A 20,003-nucleotide genomic window follows, 5' to 3' on the forward strand; every position below is an offset into this window, starting at 1 on the left:
CCTCCTCCTGCCGGCGGCGCGCTCCGTCGAGCGTGGCCCTGCGACCCGGCGAAGCCGGGCGGTCACGGCACTAGGCGGTCACGATGCCCGCGGCGTGTGCGGCCGTCAGCCAGTGGGGGAACTCGCCGACGAGACGGTCGTACAGCTCGGCGTCGGAGACCCGGCGCGGGTCCCGGCCCGCGTGGAAGAAGCCGGCGTTGTCCACGACGCGCCTGCCGGGCACGGCCAGCTCGTCCAGTTTCCGCAGGAACTCGAACTGCCGGCTGTCCGGGTCGCCGAAGCCGACGAACTGCCAGAACAGCGGCAGCTTCGCCGCCTTGCACAGATAGCGCTCCGCGGCGAGCTTGTTGATCGGACCGCCGTCGGTCTGGAAGACGACCAGCGCGGGGTCGCCGGCGCCGCTGTCCAGGTAGTGGTCGATGACGGCGTCCATCGCAAGGTGGTAGCTCGTTTTGCCCATGTGCCCGAGGCCGGCCGCGATCCGCTCGATCCGGCCCTCGTGCCCGTCCAGGGCGATGTCGGTGACCGCATCGATGTCCGTGGAGAAGAACACCACCGGCACCCGGCCGTCGTCGTCCAGATGCGCGGACAGGCCCAGCACGCGGTCGGCGAGCGCCTGGACGCTGCCGTCCTTGTAGTACGGCTTCATCGAACCCGAGTGGTCGACCACCAGGTACACGGCGGCCCGCAGCCCGTCCAGGCCGTGCTTGCGCAGGCAGACCCCGGCCGTCCGGTACGGCCCGACGAGCGCGGGCGCGGTCTCCTCCACCTTGCGCAGACTGATCGCGGCCATGTCCCACTCCCCCTCGGTTCCGTGTCCCCGGGCCCGAGCGTAGATGATCAGCGATCCGGCGACCGGCCCTGCCGCTCGCTCCCGCCCGGCAGTTCGCTATTTTGTTCGCCGCCGCCCCACCGGCTCGTCCTGTCCCCGTACGTCCCGTACTTCTTCCAGAGGAGCCGGCCGTGGCCGCCGAGTCCGCCGTGACCACCTGCTTTCGTCATCCCCGGGTGGAGTCGTACGTGCGCTGCACCCGCTGCGAGCGCTACATCTGCCCGTCCTGCATGCGCGAGGCGGCGGTCGGCCACCAGTGCGTGGAATGCGTGCGGGAGGGCACACGGTCGGTCCGCCAGGCTCGGACGGCGTTCGGCGGCCGGATCGGCGCGGTGCCGGTGGTGACGTACGTCCTGATCGGGCTCAATGTGCTCGCCTACCTCGCCGAGCTGGCCCGCCCCTCGATCGAGTACCGGTTCGACATGCTCGGCACCGTGCCGGCCGGCTACCTCCCCGAGGGCGTGGCCCACGGTGAGTGGTACCGCCTGCTGACCGGCGCGTTTCTGCATCTGACGCCCGCCGAGGGCACGTTCGGCATCACGCACATCCTGTTCAACATGCTGGCGCTGTGGAACATCGGCCGGGTGGTCGAGGCGCAGCTGGGCCGGGTCCGCTATCTCGCCCTGTACCTGCTGTCGGCGCTCGGCGGCTCGGTGCTGGTGCTGCTGATCGCGCCCGAGACCCGCACGGTCGGCGCGTCCGGTGCCATCTTCGGACTGGGCGCCGCGTACTGGGTCATGAGCCGCCGCCTCGGCCACGACATGCGCCCGGTCAACCAGTACATGGCCGGTCTGCTGCTGTGGCTGGTGGTCTCCGCGTGGGCGACCTCCTGGCAGGGCCATCTCGGCGGGCTGCTGGCGGGCGCGGCCGTGACCCTGGCGTACGCATACGCTCCCCGCGACGGCCGCCGCACCCTGGTCCAGGCGGGCGTGTGCGTGGCCCTGCTGGCGCTGCTGCTGGTCCTCGCCTGGGGCAAGGTGGCGGGTCTCACCGCCTAGCGGGCCCGGACATGCAACGGCGCCTGCCCATCCGTCCGGTCGGGGACTTGGTGGGCAGGCACCGTCTGCGGGGGTCCGGGGGGTGTCCCCCGGACTGGCCCCGCCCGTACGCCTTTGTACGGGACGTCCTTCGGTGACCCGTCAGACCGCCAGGGCGCGGTCCGTCGGGCGTATCGGGGCCGGCAGGTCGCTGGCCCCGGTCAGGTGGCTGTCGACGCCGCGGGCGGCCGAGCGGCCCTCCGCGATCGCCCAGACGATCAGGGACTGGCCACGGCCGGCGTCACCGGCGACGAACACACCGGGCACATTGGTCTGGAAATCGGCGTCGCGGGCGATGTTACCCCGCTCGTCGAGTGCCAGGCCGAACTGCTCGACCAGGCCGTTCTCCCGGTCGGTGCCGGTGAAGCCCATGGCGAGGGTGACCAGCTGGGCCGGGATCTTGCGCTCGGTGCCCGGCTTGGAGGTCAGCTTGCCGTCGACGAACTCGACCTCGGCCAGGTGCAGCCACTGGACGTTGCCGTCCTCGTCGCCCTCGAAGCGGGTGGTGGAGGCGGAGTAGATCCGCTCGCCGCCCTCCTCGTGGGCCGAGGTGACCTTGTAGAGGATCGGGAAGGTCGGCCAGGGCTGGCTGGGCGCATGCCGCTCGTCGTTGGGGCGGGGCATGATCTCCAGCTGGGTGACGGAGGCCGCGCCCTGGCGGTGGGCGGTGCCCACGCAGTCGGCGCCGGTGTCGCCACCGCCGATGACGACGACGTGCTTGCCCTCGGCCGAGATCGGGGCGGTGACGTAGTCGCCCTCCTGGACCTTGTTGGCCAGCGGCAGGTACTCCATCGCCTGGTAGATGCCCTGGAACTCGCGGCCGGGCACCGGCAGGTCGCGGGCGGTCGTCGCGCCGACGGCCAGGACCACGGCGTCGTACCGCTTCTTCAGGTCCGTCGCCTTCAGGTCGCGGCCGATCTCGACGCCGGTGCGGAAGCGGGTGCCCTCGGCGCGCATCTGCTCGATACGGCGGTTGATGTGCCGCTTCTCCATCTTGAACTCGGGGATGCCGTAGCGGAGGAGGCCTCCGATGCGGTCCGCGCGCTCGTAGACGGCGACGGTGTGGCCGGCCCGGGTCAGCTGCTGGGCGGCGGCGAGGCCGGCCGGGCCCGAGCCGATGACCGCGACCGTCTTGCCGGACAGGCGCTCGGGGATCTGCGGGGCGACGTCCCCGCTCTCCCACGCCTTGTCGATGATCGAGACCTCGACGTTCTTGATGGTGACCGGCGACTGGTTGATGCCGAGCACACACGCCGACTCGCAGGGGGCCGGGCAGAGGCGACCGGTGAACTCCGGGAAGTTGTTGGTCGCGTGCAGGCGCTCGTAGGCGGCCGCCCAGTCCTCGCGGTAGGCGTAGTCGTTCCACTCGGGGATCAGGTTCCCCAGCGGACAGCCGTTGTGGCAGAACGGGATGCCGCAGTCCATGCAGCGGCTGGCCTGCTTGCTGATGATCGGCAGCAGGGAGCCGGGGACGTAGACCTCGTTCCAGTCCTTGACGCGCTCGCCGACGGGACGGGACTTGGCGACCTCACGGCCGTGGTTCAGGAAGCCCTTCGGGTCAGCCATTGATCGCCGCCTCCATCATCTTCTCGGTGATCTCGGTCTCGGTGAGACCCGCTCGCTCGGCGGCGTCCTTGGCGGCGAGCACTGCCTTGTACGTGCTGGGGATGATCTTGCTGAACCGCTGCACGGCCGCTTCCCAGTCGGCGAGCAGCTTCCCGGCGACCGTCGAGCCGGTCTCCTCGGCGTGGCGGCGCACCACGTCGTGCAGCCACTGCTCGTCCGCGGTGTCCAGCGCCTCGACGGCGGCCGCGTTGCCGACGTTGACGTTGTCGCGGTCGAGGTCGATCACGTAGGCGATGCCGCCGGACATGCCGGCCGCGAAGTTGCGGCCGGTCGGACCGAGGACGACCGCGTGACCGCCGGTCATGTACTCGCAGCCGTGGTCGCCCACGCCCTCGGAGACGACCAGCGCGCCGGAGTTGCGCACGCAGAACCGCTCACCGGTACGGCCGCGCAGGAACAGCTCGCCGCCGGTGGCGCCGTAGCCGATGGTGTTGCCCGCGATGGTCGAATACTCGGCGAGGTGGTCGGCCGCGCGGTCCGGGCGGACGACGATCCGGCCGCCGGACAGGCCCTTGCCGACGTAGTCGTTGGCGTCGCCCTCCAGGCGCAGCGTGACGCCGCGCGGCAGGAACGCGCCGAAGGACTGGCCGGCCGAGCCGGTGAAGGTGATGTCGACGGTGTCGTCGGGCAGGCCCGCGCCGCCGAACTTCTTCGTCACCTCGTGGCCCAGCATGGTGCCGACCGTGCGGTTGATGTTGCGGATCGCGACCTGGGCGCGCACCGGCTGTGCCTCGGTGGCGTCGGAGGCGGCGAGGGCGTCGGCGGCGAGCTTGATCAGCTCGTTGTCCAGGGCCTTCTCCAGGCCGTGGTCCTGGGTGACGATCTGGTGGCGGACGGCGCCCTCGGGCAGCTCGGGCACGTGCAGGAGCGGCTCCAGGTCCAGGCCCTGCGCCTTCCAGTGGTCGACGGCCCGCGCCACGTCGAGGACGTCGGCATGGCCGACGGCCTCCTCGATGGAGCGGAAGCCCAGCTCGGCCAGCAGCTCGCGGACCTCCTCGGCGATGAACCGGAAGAAGTTCACCACGTGCTCGGCCTTGCCGGCGAAGCGCTCGCGCAGGGTCGGGTTCTGGGTGGCGATGCCGACCGGGCAGGTGTCCAGGTGGCAGACGCGCATCATGATGCAGCCGGAGACGACGAGCGGAGCGGTCGCGAAACCGAACTCCTCGGCGCCCAGCAGCGCGGCGATGACCACGTCACGGCCGGTCTTCAGCTGGCCGTCGGTCTGCACCACGATCCGGTCGCGCAGGCCGTTGAGCAGCAGCGTCTGCTGGGTCTCGGCCAGGCCCAGCTCCCAGGGGCCGCCCGCGTGCTTCAGGGAGGTCAGCGGGGAGGCGCCCGTACCGCCGTCGTGACCGGAGATCAGGACGACGTCCGCGTGCGCCTTGGAGACGCCCGCGGCGACCGTGCCGACGCCGACCTCCGACACCAGCTTCACGTGGATGCGCGCCTGGGGGTTGGCGTTCTTGAGGTCGTGGATCAGCTGGGCCAGATCCTCGATGGAGTAGATGTCGTGGTGCGGCGGCGGGGAGATGAGGCCCACGCCGGGCGTCGAGTGACGCGTCTTGGCGACCCACGGGTAGACCTTGTGGCCGGGCAGCTGGCCGCCCTCGCCGGGCTTGGCGCCCTGGGCCATCTTGATCTGGATGTCGTCCGCGTTGACCAGGTACTCGGAGGTCACGCCGAAGCGGCCGGAGGCGACCTGCTTGATGCTGGAGCGCCGCGCCGGGTCGTACAGGCGGTCCGGGTCCTCGCCGCCCTCACCGGTGTTGGACTTGCCGCCCAGCTGGTTCATGGCGATGGCGAGGGTCTCGTGCGCCTCCTTGGAGATGGAGCCGTACGACATCGCGCCCGTCGAGAACCGCTTGACGATCTCGGAGACCGGCTCGACCTCCTCCAGGGGGATCGGCTGCCGGTCGGAGCTGAAGCCGAACAGGCCGCGCAGCGTCATCAGCCGCTCGGACTGCTCGTTCACGCGCTCGGTGTACTTCTTGAAGATGTCGAAGCGGCCGGTGCGCGTGGAGTGCTGCAGGCGGAAGACCGTCTCCGGGTCGAACAGGTGCGGCTCGCCCTCGCGCCGCCACTGGTACTCGCCGCCGATCTCGAGGGCGCGGTGCGCCGGGGCGATGCCGGAGGCCGGGTAGGCCTTGGCGTGGCGGGCGGCGACCTCCTGGGCGATGACGTCGATGCCGACGCCGCCGATCTTGGTGGTCGTGCCGTTGAAGTACTTCTCCACGAAGGACTCGTCGAGGCCGACGGCTTCGAACACCTGGGCGCCGCGGTAGGAGGCGACGGTGGAGATGCCCATCTTGGACATGACCTTCAGGACGCCCTTGCCGAGGGCGTAGATCAGGTTGCGGATGGCCTTCTCGGACTCGATGTCCGACAGGAAGGTGCCGGCGCGGACCAGGTCCTCGACGGACTCCATCGCCAGGTACGGGTTGACCGCGGCGGCGCCGAAGCCGATCAGCAGGGCGACGTGGTGGACCTCGCGGACGTCGCCGGCCTCGACCAGCAGGCCCACGTGGGTGCGCTGCTTGGTGCGGATGAGGTGGTGGTGGACGGCCGCGGTGAGCAGCAGCGACGGGATCGGCGCGTGCTCGGCGTCGGAGTGACGGTCCGAGAGGACGATCAGGCGGGCGCCGTTCTCGATGGCCGCGTCGGCCTCGGTGCAGATCTCCTCGATGCGCGCGGCGAGGCTCTCGCCGCCGCCGGAGACCCGGTACAGGCCCGACAGGGTCGCGGCCTTGAAGCCGGGCATGTCGCCGTCGGCGTTGATGTGGATGAGCTTGGCCAGCTCGTCGTTGTCGATGACCGGGAAGGGCAGGGTGACCGAGCGGCAGGAGGCGGCCGTCGGCTCCAGCAGGTTGCCCTCGGGGCCCAGCGACGAGCGCAGCGAGGTGACCAGTTCCTCGCGGATCGCGTCCAGCGGCGGGTTGGTGACCTGGGCGAAGAGCTGGGTGAAGTAGTCGAACAGCAGCCGCGGGCGCTCGGAGAGAGCCGCGATCGGCGAGTCCGTGCCCATGGAGCCGATCGGCTCGGCGCCGGCCTTGGCCATCGGCGCGAGGATGACGCGCAGCTCCTCCTCGGTGTAGCCGAAGGTCTGCTGGCGGCGGGTGACCGAGGCGTGGGTGTGGACGATGTGCTCGCGCTCGGGCAGGTCGCCCAGCTCGATCTCGCCGGCCTCCAGCCATTCGGCGTACGGCTGCTCGGCGGCGAGCGACGCCTTGATCTCGTCGTCCTCGATGATGCGGTGCTCGGCGGTGTCGACGAGGAACATGCGGCCGGGCTGCAGGCGGCCCTTGCGGACGACCTTGGCCGGGTCGATGTCGAGGACGCCGACCTCGGAGCCGAGGACGACGAGGCCGTCGTCGGTGACCCAGTAGCGTCCGGGGCGCAGGCCGTTGCGGTCGAGCACGGCGCCGACCCGGATGCCGTCGGTGAAGGTGACGCAGGCCGGGCCGTCCCAGGGCTCCATCATCGTGGAGTGGAACTGGTAGAAGGCACGCCGGGCCGGGTCCATGGAGTCGTGGTTCTCCCACGCCTCGGGGATCATCATCAGCACGGAGTGCGGGAGCGAGCGGCCGCCGAGGTGCAGCAGTTCCAGCACCTCGTCGAAGGAGGCCGAGTCGGAGGCGTCCGGCGTACAGACCGGGAAGATGCGCTCGAGGTTCTGGTCCCCGAACAGGTCGGAGACCAGCTGGGACTCGCGGGCGCGCATCCAGTTGCGGTTGCCCTTGACGGTGTTGATCTCACCGTTGTGGGCGACGAAGCGGTAGGGGTGCGCGAGCGGCCACGACGGGAAGGTGTTCGTGGAGAAGCGCGAGTGGACGAGCGCGACGGCCGAGGCGAAGCGGCGGTCGGACAGGTCCGGGAAGAAGGGCTCCAGCTGGCCGGTGGTCAGCATGCCCTTGTAGACGATCGTGCGGGCGGAGAGGGACGGGAAGTAGACACCGGCCTCCCGCTCGGCGCGCTTGCGCAGCACGAAGGCCCTGCGGTCCAGCGCGATGCCCTCGCTGGCGCCGTCGGTGACGAAGACCTGGCGGAAGACCGGCATGGTGGACCGGGCGGTCGCACCCAGCAGTTCGGGGGCGACGGGAACCTCGCGCCAGCCGAGAACGGTCAGTCCCTCCTCGGACGCGATCGTCTCGATCCGCGAGACGGCGTCCTCGCTCCCGTCCTCCGGCAGGAAGGCGATTCCGACGGCGTAGGAGCCCGCCGCGGGGAGTTCAAATCCGGCCACCTCGCGGAAGAAGGCGTCCGGCACCTGGGAGAGGATGCCCGCGCCGTCGCCGGAGTCCGGCTCGGAGCCGGTGGCGCCGCGGTGCTCAAGGTTGCGCAGAACCGTGAGGGCCTGTTCGACCAGCGCATGGCTCGCATCGCCCGTGAGGGTGGCCACGAAGCCGACGCCGCAGGCGTCGTGCTCGTTGCGGGGGTCGTACATACCCTGCGCAGCAGGGCGAGCATCCATGAAGGACCAGTTCTGGCCATTCGCGGAATGCTGGGACGGCTGGCGCGGCGTACGCATCGGCTCTCCCGTCGTCGTCATGTGGCATGTGGCAAGTGCCGAGGGACGACGTTGGCCCTCTGCGGAGTGCAAAATTTCGTGCAGGTTACATGATGGGGCGGTTCCCGGGAACCGGATACTGCGTTCCAGCATGCGGACGCCGAACGGGTGACAGCAGGTGCTGCGGGGTCATGGCAGCGCCGCACACGGATGGCGGAAAATCGGGGGGACCGAACGGGACGAGATCGATCAGATCGGCGTCCGACGGCCGAGGGGGGGCGGGGGGAGCGGCTTCGCCCGTCCCGCGGTGCGCCGCAGGCGTCATTGCCCACAGCGCTTACGGCTCATGCCCGGTGGTTAAGCATTCGAAACCAGCGAGTAACGGCTGTTTATGCGGCTCAACGCATAAGTAGCAGTCGAACTATCCTACGGCGGTTCCGAACAGGCTGCCCAGGGCGTACGTCACACCGGCCGCCGCACCACCGAGCGCGAGCTGCCTGAGCCCGCTGTACCACCACGTCCGCGCGGTCACCCTGGCCACGACCGCACCACAGCCGAAGAGCCCGGCGAGCGCGAGGAGCAGGGCCGGCCAGAGGGCGGTCGCACCCAGCAGGAACGGCAGGACCGGCAGCAGAGCGCCGAGCGCGAACGAGCCGAAGGACGACACGGCGGCGACCAGCGGCGACGGCAGATCACCGGGGTCGATGCCCAGCTCTTCGCGGGCATGGATCTCAAGGGCCTGCTCGGGGTCCTCGGACAGCTGCCGGGCGACTTCACGGGCCAGTGCGGGCTCCACCCCGCGGGCCACATAGAGTGCGGCGAGCTCGTCCTCCTCGTCCTGCGGGTGCTTGCGCAGTTCGCGCCGCTCGACGTCGAGTTCGGCCTCGACGAGTTCACGCTGGGAGGCGACGGAGGTGTATTCGCCGGCCGCCATGGAGAAGGCGCCGGCGGCGAGCCCCGCGAGCCCGGTGATGACGATCGCCTGGTGACCGACGGAACCGCCGGCCACGCCGGTCATCAGGGCGAGGTTGGAGACCAGGCCGTCCATCGCGCCGAAGACGGCGGGGCGCAGCCAGCCGCCGTTGACGTCGCGGTGCGTGTGGTTGTCGCGGTGCGCCTCGTGCAGCGCCGCCTCGATTTCGATGATGGCCATGCGGGGTCCCCCAGGAAGCTTAGCCAAAGCTAACTTTGGACGAGTTCTACTTTTCGACTACCCCGAATCTACGTCGGCAGCGCCATCGGCGCCAGCAAGGAAAGGCTGGGCTAACCTGCAGGTTCGCCATTGAGCGCTCATCCGTGCAACTTAGTGCTCAGATGCCGTGCGGGTGATGCGGGCCCTGGAGAGGCTCGCGCGGGCCGTGTCCGTGGGACACATCCGCAAAGGGGCCCTCAGGCCCTTGCCGGAAGGAGAGGCCGCCCATGGCACCGACCGCCTGCACTCCCCCGCTCGCGGCGCCCGGGGACGCCGCCGGACTCCGCGAACGGGCACGCGGCGCGCTGCTCGGCCTGGCCGTGGGCGATGCGCTCGGGGCACCCGCGGAGAACCTCAGGCCCTCCGAGATCCGCGCCCGCTGGGGCCGCATCACGGGGTACGTCACCGAGACGCCGTCCGGTACGGACGACACCGAGTACGCGATCTTCTCGGGACTGCTGCTGGCCCGGCACGGCTCGGCGCTCACCCCGGCCCATGTCGAGGCCGCCTGGCACGAGTGGATCGCCGACCGGGCCGAGGGTCCCTTCCGCGGCGCGGGCTTCAGCGAACGCGGCACGCTGGAGAACCTGCGCCGGGGTCTCGCGGCCCCCATCTCCGCACAGCACCGCCACGCCTGGAGCGACGGCCTCGCGATGCGGGCGGCTCCCTTCGGCGTCTTCGCGGCGGGCCGCCCCGCCGAAGCCGCGCGGCTGGTGGCGATCGACGGCTCGGTCAGCCACGAGGGCGAGGGCATCTACGGCGGCCAGGCCGTCGCGGCGGGAGTGGCGGCGGCGATGGCGGGCGCCTCGCCCGCGGTGGTGATCGCCTCGGCCCTCGCCGTCGTCCCCGACGACTCCTGGACGGCCCGCTCCCTGCGCCGCGCGGTGACCGTCGCCCACCGCGGCGAGCGCGCGGTGCGCTGCGCGGTGGTCATCGGCGGCTACCCCTGGACCGACCTGGCGCCCGAGGCGGTCGCCCTCGCCTTCGGCGCGTACGCGGCAGCCGACGGCGACTTCCGGGAGGCCGTCCTCACGGCGGTCAACATGGGCCGCGACGCGGACACGACGGCGGCCGTGGCGGGCGCCCTGTCCGGCGCGACACAGGGCCTCGGCGCGATCCCCCCGGATTGGGCCTCCGCCATCGGCCCGGCCCGCGGCCGCTGCCTGCCGTCCATGGCCGGCCACCACGTCCTGGACGTGGCGGAACTGCTGGTACCGGAGGAGGGCGGGAAGTGGGGGGCGGGAGTGGTGGTGCCGGAGGTGCTGATGCCGCAGGCCACAGCGCCGAAGACGGCGGTGCCCACCACCTCGGCGACCGAACCGCCCACCCCTGACGCACCCGCCACCCCACCGACCGAACCACCCACCCCCCGCACACCCACCACCCCACCAACCGAACCACCCACCACCCGACCGTCCGAACCACCCGCCCGTCACGCACCCGCCACCCCACCGACCGAACCACCCACCCCCCGCACACCCACCACCCCACCGACCGAACCACCCACCCCCCGCACACCCACCACCCCACCAACCGAACCACCCACCACCCGACCGTCCGAACCACCCGCCCGTCACGCACCCGCCACCCCACCGACCGAACCCCGCGACGGGTGGGCTGAGCTTCGAGGGGGCAGGGACCGGCGTCCCCTCGTGGAGGCGGGGAACTCCGGACCGCAGGACAGCGAGCCCGTGTCATGACGCGCCGTGTCGAAGGCCTGCTCCTCGGTCTCGCCGCGGGAGACGCCGCCGGCTGGCCCGCCGCCCGGCACCGGGCCGCCCGTATGCCCGAGTGGACCCGTCGGCTGACCCGCGAGCTGGACACCTTCGCCGAGCACAACGCCACCACCACCCTCCCCGTACCGATCGCGCTCAACCAGCCCCCCGAGCCCCTCCGCCTGGGCCCCTCCGACGACGCCGAGTGGGCGGCGTTCGCCGCGGAGGCGGTCCTGCGGGCCGGCGACGACGACGTACTGGGCGACCTGAGCCGGGACCGCCGCATGCGGGCCGCCATCGACCTCACCTGGACCGCCGTGGCCGCGGAGGTCGCCGCCGCGGCGGACCGCGCCCCCGAGATCGAGTCCGCCGTGCTCCCCCTGCGCGCCCGCATCTCCGTCCGCGCCGGCCTCGGCAATCTGGCCGCGGGCCTGCGCCCGCCCGCCACCGGACACGACAACCCGCACTACTTCGACGACGCGGCCTGCGTCCGCGCCTGCGTCCTTGCGGTGGCCCACCCGGGCGACCCGCAACGCGCCGCCGACCTCGCCGAGTTCGACGCCCGCTACACCCAGGACGGCGACGGCGTGCACGGCGCCCGGGCGATGGCGGCGGCCCTCGCGCTCGCCCTCACCGGAGCCGGCCCGGACACCTGCGTGACGGCCGCGCTCGCCGAACTCCCCGCGGGGACGGAGATCGGCCGCAACACCCGCCACGCACTCGTCCTGGCCGAGGAGAGCGAGTCGGCCTTCGCCCTCGTCCCCCTCCTGGAACACCAGATCGTCGACCACGTCTACAGCTACGGCATCGCCGCCGCCGAGACCGTGCCCGTCGCCCTCGCCCTGGCCACGGCCGCCCGGGGCCGTATCGCCGAGGCCGTCCCCGCCGCCGCCTGTCTGTCCCGGGTCGCGGACTCGGCCCCCGCCCTGGCGGGTGCGCTGACCGGCGCCCTGGGCGGCGGCGCGGCCGTGCCGGCCGCCTGGCGGGACGCCTGCCGCACCCTGTCGGGCTGCGCCCTGCCCCGCCTCACCGGCACCGACCTGGTGGAACTCGCCGGACTCCTGGAAACCGCACAACGGGCCCGACCAGGAGGATGATTCGGGGCATGACGCCCATAGGAGAAGAAAGCAGCGGATCATGTCCGCTGCCGCTCGACAGTCTCGACGGACGGATCACCGCAGCCCTCGTCGGAGCCGCCGTCGGCGATGCGCTCGGCGGTCCCGTCGAGGGCTACTCCCCCGAGCAGATCGCCGACCGGCACGGCGGCCGCGTCCACGGCATCGTCGGTCCCTGGCACGGCGACGCCTGGCGCACCGCCCGCCCCATCGCCCCGTACCACAAGGGCGACGGCCACGTCACCGACGACACGTTGATGAGCCATGCGCTGGTCCGGGTCTACGCCCGCGTCCGCGACCACCTGGACGCGTACGCCGTCGCCGACCACCTGGTGCCGGACCTGATGACCAACCCGCGCTGGATCCCGGAGCTGGAGGCCGAGACGCTGCCGCTGCAGCGCCTCTTCCTCGCCGAGAAGTGGCTCGTCGCGCGGCTTGCCTACGGTCACGTGGACCCGAGGGAGGCGGGCGTCGGCAACATCGTCAACTGCGGCGCGGCGATGTACATGGCCCCCGTCGGACTGGTCAACACGGCCAACCCGGCCGCCGCGTACGCCGAGGCGCTGGACATCGCGGGCGCGCACCAGTCGTCGTACGGCAGGGAGGCGGCCGGCGTCTTCGCCGCGGCCGTCGCCGCCGCCGGTGCGCCGGGCGCGACCCCGGACTCGGTGGTGAGTGCCTGTCTGTCCCTGGCCCGGGACGGCACCCGCGCGGCGATCGAGAAGGTCTGCGAAGTGGCGTGCCGCTACGGCGACTTCGAGTCGGCCCTGGCACCGCTGCGCGCAGCGGTGGCCCCGTACGACACGGTCGGCCCCGACTACCGCGCGCCCTCCCTCGGCGCGCGCCGCCCCTCCCGTCTGCACTCGATCGAGGAACTCCCCGTCGCCCTGGGCATGGTGCTGGTGGCCGGCGGCGACTTCCGCCAGGCGGTCCTGGGCTCGGTCAACTACGGCCGGGACTGCGACTCGATCGCCACGATGGCCGGTGCCGTCACGGGTGCCCTGGGCTCCCCGGTGCCCGAGGAGTGGGCGAAGACGGTGGCGGAGGCGAGCCGCCTGGACCTGTGGGAACCGGCACGCACGCTGACGGAGGTCACCCGGGAGATCTTCGAACGGGACGTGCGCCGCCGGCGCGCACACGAACGGGCCCTCACGCTGCTCGGAGGCCCGCCGTGCTCCGACTGACCTGGGTCCAGCCGGAGGACCTCCTGGGCCACGAGATCCACCAGGCCCGGCTGGACGGCCGGGAACCGTCGAGGATCGAGGCGCGGTGGCGCGCGGCCGGAGGCCTGGACGCTCCGGACCGGGCCGGCGCCTCCCCGACCCGGTCGTCCCGCTATCTGCGGCTCCTGGCGGAGGACCTGCTGGACGAACTCGGCGATCTGCCCAGCGCGTTGGCCGAGGACGAGCCGACGGACCTGGCGCGGATCAGGGCGCTGTGCCCGGAGTGGCCGAAGCCTCCCGCCGGCCCCCGCGCGGCCCCGGGTCCGCTCGCCCTCGAAGCGGCCTGGCTGGGCCGGGCCGCCGGCTGTCTGCTCGGCAAGCCCGTGGAGAAGCTCCCGCTGGACGGCATCCGTGCCCTCGCGCGATCCGCCGGCAACTGGCCCCTGTCCACGTGGTTCACGGCACGGGGCGTCCCCGCGGACCTCCTCGCCCGCCACCCCTGGAACCGCCGCTCGGCCCCGTGCTCCCTCGCCGAGAACATCGACGGGATGCCCGAGGACGACGACCTCGACTACCCCCTGCTCAACCTGCTCCTGCTGCAGCGCCACGGAAGGACCTTCACCACCACCGACGTGGCGAGGCTCTGGCTGGAGGAGCTCCCGCCCGGCCGCTCCTTCACCGCCGAGCGCGTCGCCTTCCGCAACCTCCTCAGCGGCATCGAGCCTCCCTTCACCGCCCGGCACCGCAACCCGTTCCGCGAATGGATCGGCGCCCTGATCCGCGCCGACGTCCACGGCTGGACCAACCCGGGCGACCCCGCGGCCGCCGCCGAGCAGGCGCACCGCGACGCGGTCCTCACCCACACCGCCAACGGCGTCTACGCGGCGATGTTCACGGCTGCCACCCTCGCCGCGGCGGCCACCGGCACCCAGGACATCCACGCCTGCCTGCGCACCGGCCGGGCCGTGGTGCCGCCCCGCTCCCGGCTGGCCGGGGCGATCGACCACGCCCTCCGGCTGGCCGCGCGGCACCGGGACTTCGACGACGTCGTGGACGAACTCCACGCCGCCTACTGCCCCACCCACCACTGGGTCCACGCACTGCCCAACACCGCCCTGATCGTCGCCGCCCTCACCCACGCGGACGGCGACTTCACCGGCTCCGTCTGCCGTGTCGTGTCGGGCGGCCTGGACACCGACTCCAACGGCGCGACCGCGGGCAGCGTCTCCGGCCTCCTGGCGGGCAGCCCGGGCGCGCTCCCCGAGCGCTGGCGGGCTCCGCTGAAGAACCGCCTCGCCACCACCGTCGCCGACTTCGACGGCAGCGGCTTCGACACCCTCGCCCACCTCACCCACCTGGAGGCGATCCGCCCATGACCCACATCGCCGTCCTCGGCAGCACCAACATGGACCTGGTCACCTACGTCACCAAGGCCCCGCAGCGCGGCGAGACCGTGACGGGCCGGGAGTTCCGTACGATCCCCGGCGGCAAGGGCGCCAACCAGGCGATCGCCGCGGCCCATGCCGGCGCCACGGTCTCGATGATCGGTGCCGTCGGCAACGACGCCTTCGGCCTGCGCCTGCGCGACACCCTGGAACACTCGGGCGTGGACACCGACTTCCTGCGCACGGTCGAGGGCCCGTCCGGCACCGCGCACATCGTGGTGGACGACGAGGGCGGCAACTCCATCGTCGTGATCCCCGGTGCCAACGGCACCGTCGACCACCTCGTCCCGGGCGACGAGGGAGTGATCGCCTCCGCCGATGCGCTGCTGCTGCAGCTGGAGATCCCGCTGGCCGCGGTCGTCGCGGGCGCCAAGGCGGCCCGCCGGCACGGCGTGCGGACGGTGCTCACCCCGGCCCCCGCCCAGCCGCTGCCGCCCGAACTCCTCGCCGCGACCGACCTGTTGGTCCCGAACGAGTACGAGGCGGTCACCCTCACCGGCCGCACCGACCCGGGCAAGGCGGCCGCCGCCCTGCTGGAGCTGGTCCCGGAGGTCGTCGTCACGCTCGGCGCGACCGGCAGTCTGTACCTGGCCCGGGGCGCGGAACGACTGGTGGTGCCCGCGCCCCGGGTGAAGGCCGTGGACTCCACCGGCGCGGGCGACACCTTCGTCGGCGCGCTCGCGGTGGCCCTCGCCGAGGAGAAGCCGGTGCGCGAGGCCCTGTCCTGGGCGGCCGCCGCCGCGGCCCTGTCCGTGCAGCGGGAGGGGGCGACGGCGTCGATGCCGTACCGCTCGGAGATCGAGGCGCAGTACACCGCATGAGCACGAACGCGAACACGAGCACGAACTCGAATACGGGCACGAGCAAGGGCAAGGCCACGGACACGGACACGGACACGGACAGGAACGAGGCCACGAGCACGGCCACGCCTGCGACCACGAGTGCGCACCCGGGGATCCGGCCCCTCGACGGCCTGCGGGTCCTCGACCTGGCGACCCTCTTCGCCGGCCCCATGGCCGCCACCCTGCTCGGTGACTTCGGCGCCGAGGTGATCAAGGTGGAACACCCGGACCGGCCCGACCCGTCCCGGGGCCACGGCCCGGCGAAGCAGGGCGTCGGGCTGTGGTGGAAGGTGCTCGGCCGCAACAAGCGCGCCATCACCCTCGACCTGTCCAAGCCCGGTGGCCGCGCCACCCTGCTCCGCCTGGCCGCGACCGCCGACGTGGTGATCGAGAACTTCCGCCCCGGCACCCTGGAGAAGTGGGACCTGGGCTGGGCGGAGCTGTCCACCGCCAACCCGCGGCTGATCCTCGCCCGGGTCACGGCCTTCGGCCAGTTCGGCCCGTATGCGCACCGGCCCGGCTTCGGCACGCTCGCCGAGGCGATGAGCGGTTTCGCGGCCCTCACCGGCGAGCCGGAGGCGCCGCCGACGCTCCCGCCCTTCGGGCTCGCGGACTCCGTCGCGGGCCTGGCGACGGCGTACGCCGTGCTGACGGCCCTGGCCGCCCGTGACCGGACCGGCGCAGGGCAGATCGTGGACATGGCGATCATCGAACCGATCCTCGCCGTGCTCGGCCCCCACCCCACCTGGTACGACCAGCTCGGCCATGTCCAGGAGCGCACCGGCAACCGGTCCGCGAACAACGCCCCGCGCAACACCTATCGCACCGCCGACGGCCTCTGGGTCGCCGTCTCGACCTCCGCACAGTCGGTGGCGGAGCGGGTGATACGGCTGGTGGGGCGCCCGGAGCTGATCGAGGAGCCGTGGTTCGCCACGGGCGCGCAGCGTGCCGCGCACGCCGATGTGCTGGACGAGGCGGTGGGCTCCTGGATCGCGGCCCGTACCCGCGCCGACGTCCTCGCGTCCTTCGAGAAGGCGGAGGCGGCGGTGGCCCCGGTCCAGGACGTACGGGACGTCATGGCAGATCCCCAGTACCAGGCCCTGGACACGGTCACCACCGTCGCCGATCCGGAGCTGGGTCCGCTGCGCATGCAGAACGTCCTCTTCCGGCTGTCCGCCACGCCCGGCGCGATCCGCTGGGCCGGCCGCCCGCACGGCGCCGACACGGACGCGGTACTCACCGAGCTGGGGCTCACCCCGGCCGGCCTGCGGGCCCTGCGCGAGGAGGGTGCGGTATGACGCCGTTCCCGCTCACCTGGCTCTACGTCCCCGGCGACCGGCCGCAGGTGGTGGCCAAGGCACTGGCCGCGGGCGCCGACGTGGTGGTGATCGACCTGGAGGACGCGGTCGCCCCTGACCGCAAGGAGTACGCCCGCGCGGCCACCGCCGAACGCCTCCGCGAACGGCAGCCGGTGCCGGTCCACGTCCGCATCAACGCCCTGGACGGTCCCTGGTCCTCCGGGGACCTCACGACCCTGGCCGCGCTGCCGGGGGTGTCCGGGCTACGGCTGCCGAAGGTGACCTCCGCGAACGAGATCAGGCAGGTCGCCGCAGTCACCCCGCTCCCCCTGTACGCCCTCCTGGAGTCGGCCCTCGGCATCGAGCACGCGTACGCGATCGCCACCGCCCACCCGTCGCTGCGGGGTGTCTCGCTCGGCGAGGCCGATCTACGGGCCGACCTGGGTGTCCGGGCCGACGCGGGCCTCGACTGGCCCCGCTCCCGGGTGGTCGTCGCCGCCCGCGCGGCAGGCCTCGCCCCGCCACCCCAGTCCGTCCACCCCGACATCCGCGACCTGGACGGACTCGCCGCCTCCTGCGCCCACGGCCGCGCCCTCGGCTTCCTGGGCCGTGCGGCGATCCACCCGCGCCAGCTCCCGGTGATCCAGCGGGCGTACCTGCCCACCCCCGCGGAGATCGAGGAAGCGGAAACGATCATCAAGGCAGCGGCGGCGAACGAGGGCGCCCAGGCCCTCCCCGACGGACGCTTCATCGACGCCGCAGTGGTGGCGACGGCCCGGCGAGCCCTGTCCCTGGCACGCCGAAGCGGAGACCCTCGCGCCGCTTCGGCCAGGCCGACCACGCGGCCGGCGCGGAGGGCGTAGGGGCCTCTCCGCCACTTCGGCCCGGAAAACCAAGCGACCGACACGAAGGCGCGAGGATCCGTCCATCGCGCCGGCCCGGACAACCAAGCGACCGACACGAAGGACGCAAGAGTCTCTCCACCACGCCGGCCCGGGCAAGCCGACGGCACGGCAGCCGCAAGGATCTTTCCGCCGCAACGGCCCGGAGAACCCCGTGCGACCGGCGCGGAGGGTGCAGGGGTCTCTCCGCCGCGACGGTGACCGGCCACGACGGCGGTGGCCGGCGCTGCCGGACCACCCGGCCGGCACCGGCCGCCGCCCCCTCGCACCACGCGCCGAGGGCGCCCGGAAGAGATCCGGGCGCCCTCGGCGTGGTCCTGCGGGCTGCGAGTAGTCAGCTCTTCTTGGTCGCGGACTCGGCCTCGCCCTTCGATGAGCCCTCGGACTCGGACTCCGGCTCGGACTCCGAACCGGTCTCCGCCTCCGCCTTGGGGTCGGGCTCGGCACCGGACTTCGGCTCGGGACCGGACTTCGGCTCGGGGGCCGAGGAGTCGGCGGGGCCGGCGGAGTCCGCTGAGTCCTGGGACTCGGGCTCGCTCTCCCCTGCGGACGCCTCGGCGACCGCGGCCGGTTCTACGACCGCTTCCCGGCCCGGCCGCTTCTTCGACGACACCACGATGTACGCCACCGCCAGCAGGAACACCAGCAGCGCGGTCCAGTCGTTGAGGCGGAGGCCCAGGATGTGGTGGGCGTCGTCGACCCGCATGTACTCGATCCAGCCGCGGCCCACGCAGTACGCGGCGACGTAGAGGGCGAACGCCCGGCCATGGCCCAGCTTGAAGCGGCGGTCCGCCCAGATGACGAGGAAGCCGACGCCGATGCACCACAGGGACTCGTACAGGAAGGTCGGGTGGTAGTAGCCCGGCACCCGGCCGCCCTCGGAGGAGGTGATGTGCAGCGCCCAGGGGACATGCGTCTCGCGTCCGTACAGCTCCTGGTTGAACCAGTTGCCCCAGCGGCCGATGGCCTGCGCGAAGGCGATGCCGGGCGCGACGGCGTCGGCGTACGCGGGCATCGGGACGCCCCGGCGCCGCGCACCGATCCACGCACCGAGCGCGCCCAGTGCGATCGCGCCCCAGATGCCCAGGCCGCCCTCCCACACCTTGAAGGCGTCCACCCAGTCACGGCCCTCGCTGAAGTACAGCTCGTAGTCCGTGATCACGTGGTAGAGCCGACCGCCGACGAGGCCGAAGGGGACGGCCCAGACCGCGATGTCGGCGACCGTGCCGGCCCGCCCGCCCCGGGCGATCCAGCGCTTGTTGCCGAGCCAGACGGCGACGAAGACGCCGATGATGATGCAGAAGGCGTAACCGCGCAGCGGAATGGGCCCGAGGTAGAGGACCCCGTGCGACGGGCTGGGAATGTAGGCAAGGTTCATGGCAAGGTCGACGCTACCGTGCCGGGCCGGTGGGGCGGAAAGCAGCCCGGCAACGGGTCCATAACGGGGATGTGAGAATCGCTTACCCCTGGCCGGCCTGCTCCACCATCTGCTTCAGCTTGGCCGGGGTCAGTGTCTGGTCCTGGTAGATGTTCTTGCCGTTGAGCAGGACGGTGGGCGTGCCGCTGAAGCGGCCGGACTTGAAGGCGTCCTGGGATTTGTCCACCCAGCTGTCGTGGGTGCCGCCCTTGACGCACTTCTGGAAGGCGGGCGTGTCGAGCCCCTGCACCTTGCCGGCCAGCTGGATCAGCCTGCCGTTGTCCGCGAAGGCGTCGTCGGTCTCCTTGGGCTGGTTCTCGTACAGCACGTCGTGGTAGTCGCGGAACTTTCCGGCGCTCTGGGCGCAGCCGGCGGCGTTGGCCGCGCGCAGTGAGCCGGTACCGCCGAGGTTGCCGTCGATCAGCCGGACCAGGTGGTACTCGATTCTGAGCTTGCCCGCGTCCTCCAGCTCGTGGAGGGTGGGCCGGTACGCCGTCTCGAAGGCCTGGCAGGCCGGGCAGCGGAAGTCCTCCCAGATCGTGAGCGTCGCCTTGGCGTTGTCCTTGCCGACCGGGATCGCGAGGCTGTCCTTGCCCTGCGCGCCGGAGGGCGCCACGACGGGCCCCGCGCTGCTGCTCTTCTCCTTGCCCGAGTTCGCGGCGACCACGCCGATCACCGCCGCGAGGCCGAGGACACAGACGACGCTCGCGCCGACGATCAGCGTGCGCCGTCGCCTGTCCGCGGCCTTCTGCTTCTCGCGCTCGACCGCCAGCCGCTCACGGGCGGTGCGCTTTCCGTCACGGTTCTTCTCGCTCACACCCCCTGAACGAACCGGGGAGGCGCAGCGCGCCTCCCCGGCCCCAGGTCCACTCGTTCGAGTGACCGATTCTTCCGTTGTGAGCGACTACAAACAGC

The 20,003-nt window shown here is 72.3% G+C and carries 14 protein-coding genes; 8 read left to right on the forward strand and 6 right to left on the reverse strand.

The window, feature by feature from the left end; genetic code table 11:
- Positions 1 to 70: 70 nt before the first annotated feature.
- Positions 71 to 793, reverse strand: a complete 723-nt coding sequence (locus ACZ7P3_RS17625; RefSeq protein WP_472082529.1) for a vWA domain-containing protein — start codon at positions 791 to 793, stop codon at positions 71 to 73.
- A 170-nt stretch (positions 794 to 963) separates the two neighbouring features.
- On the opposite strand from ACZ7P3_RS17625, the gene ACZ7P3_RS17630 reads away from it, so the two are divergent.
- The gene (locus ACZ7P3_RS17630) at positions 964 to 1,830 is read left to right on the forward strand and encodes a rhomboid family intramembrane serine protease (protein ID WP_472082531.1); all 867 of its coding nucleotides are present in this window, start codon (positions 964 to 966) and stop codon (positions 1,828 to 1,830) included.
- Between the two features lie 141 nt (positions 1,831 to 1,971).
- Here the strand turns inward: ACZ7P3_RS17630 and ACZ7P3_RS17635 are convergent, their stop codons facing one another.
- From ACZ7P3_RS17635 to ACZ7P3_RS17645, 3 genes are all read right to left on the reverse strand, one after another.
- Entirely contained in the window at positions 1,972 to 3,435 is a 1,464-nt protein-coding gene (locus ACZ7P3_RS17635; protein WP_472082533.1) for a glutamate synthase subunit beta, read from the reverse strand.
- Entirely contained in the window at positions 3,428 to 7,936 is a 4,509-nt protein-coding gene (gene gltB, locus ACZ7P3_RS17640) for a glutamate synthase large subunit (RefSeq protein WP_472082535.1), read from the reverse strand. Before gltB ends, ACZ7P3_RS17635 begins: the two co-directional genes overlap by 8 nt.
- A gap of 484 nt (positions 7,937 to 8,420) precedes the next feature.
- The gene (locus tag ACZ7P3_RS17645; protein ID WP_472082538.1) at positions 8,421 to 9,152 is read right to left on the reverse strand and encodes a VIT1/CCC1 transporter family protein; all 732 of its coding nucleotides are present in this window, start codon (positions 9,150 to 9,152) and stop codon (positions 8,421 to 8,423) included.
- A gap of 266 nt (positions 9,153 to 9,418) precedes the next feature.
- Here ACZ7P3_RS17645 and ACZ7P3_RS17650 point away from each other — a divergent pair, with 266 nt between their 5' ends.
- The 7 genes from ACZ7P3_RS17650 (at position 9,419) to ACZ7P3_RS17680 (ending at position 17,632) form a co-directional block, all read left to right on the forward strand.
- Positions 9,419 to 10,891, forward strand: a complete 1,473-nt coding sequence (locus ACZ7P3_RS17650; protein ID WP_472082540.1) for an ADP-ribosylglycohydrolase family protein — start codon at positions 9,419 to 9,421, stop codon at positions 10,889 to 10,891.
- Positions 10,888 to 12,003, forward strand: coding sequence for an ADP-ribosylglycohydrolase family protein (locus ACZ7P3_RS17655; RefSeq protein ID WP_472082542.1), 1,116 nt, complete (start codon positions 10,888 to 10,890; stop codon positions 12,001 to 12,003). Before ACZ7P3_RS17650 ends, ACZ7P3_RS17655 begins: the two co-directional genes overlap by 4 nt.
- A gap of 8 nt (positions 12,004 to 12,011) precedes the next feature.
- A complete protein-coding gene (locus tag ACZ7P3_RS17660; protein ID WP_472082544.1) occupies positions 12,012 to 13,205 on the forward strand; it encodes an ADP-ribosylglycohydrolase family protein in 1,194 nt (397 codons plus the stop codon).
- The gene (locus ACZ7P3_RS17665; protein ID WP_472082546.1) at positions 13,193 to 14,560 is read left to right on the forward strand and encodes an ADP-ribosylglycohydrolase family protein; all 1,368 of its coding nucleotides are present in this window, start codon (positions 13,193 to 13,195) and stop codon (positions 14,558 to 14,560) included. The genes ACZ7P3_RS17660 and ACZ7P3_RS17665 overlap by 13 nt, the downstream gene beginning before the upstream one ends.
- Positions 14,557 to 15,450: a ribokinase gene (gene rbsK, locus ACZ7P3_RS17670; RefSeq protein ID WP_472082548.1), complete on the forward strand. Its 894-nt coding sequence runs from the start codon at positions 14,557 to 14,559 to the stop codon at positions 15,448 to 15,450. The genes ACZ7P3_RS17665 and rbsK overlap by 4 nt, the downstream gene beginning before the upstream one ends.
- 191 nt (positions 15,451 to 15,641) lie before the next feature.
- A complete protein-coding gene (locus ACZ7P3_RS17675) occupies positions 15,642 to 16,769 on the forward strand; it encodes a CaiB/BaiF CoA transferase family protein (RefSeq protein ID WP_472082985.1) in 1,128 nt (375 codons plus the stop codon).
- On the forward strand, positions 16,766 to 17,632 hold the full coding sequence (locus ACZ7P3_RS17680; protein WP_472082550.1) for an HpcH/HpaI aldolase/citrate lyase family protein: 867 nt from the start codon (positions 16,766 to 16,768) through the stop codon (positions 17,630 to 17,632). Before ACZ7P3_RS17675 ends, ACZ7P3_RS17680 begins: the two co-directional genes overlap by 4 nt.
- A gap of 373 nt (positions 17,633 to 18,005) precedes the next feature.
- Here ACZ7P3_RS17680 and lgt read toward each other — a convergent pair whose 3' ends face one another.
- Together lgt and ACZ7P3_RS17690 are read right to left on the reverse strand one after the other, a co-directional pair.
- Positions 18,006 to 19,049 (reverse strand): prolipoprotein diacylglyceryl transferase, encoded by a 1,044-nt coding sequence (gene lgt / locus ACZ7P3_RS17685; RefSeq protein ID WP_472082552.1) that lies wholly within the window; start codon positions 19,047 to 19,049, stop codon positions 18,006 to 18,008.
- Between the two features lie 82 nt (positions 19,050 to 19,131).
- Positions 19,132 to 19,905, reverse strand: coding sequence for a DsbA family protein (locus ACZ7P3_RS17690; protein ID WP_472082554.1), 774 nt, complete (start codon positions 19,903 to 19,905; stop codon positions 19,132 to 19,134).
- Positions 19,906 to 20,003: the final 98 nt, after the last annotated feature.

The organism is Streptomyces sp. NPDC107581 (assembly GCF_055657175.1).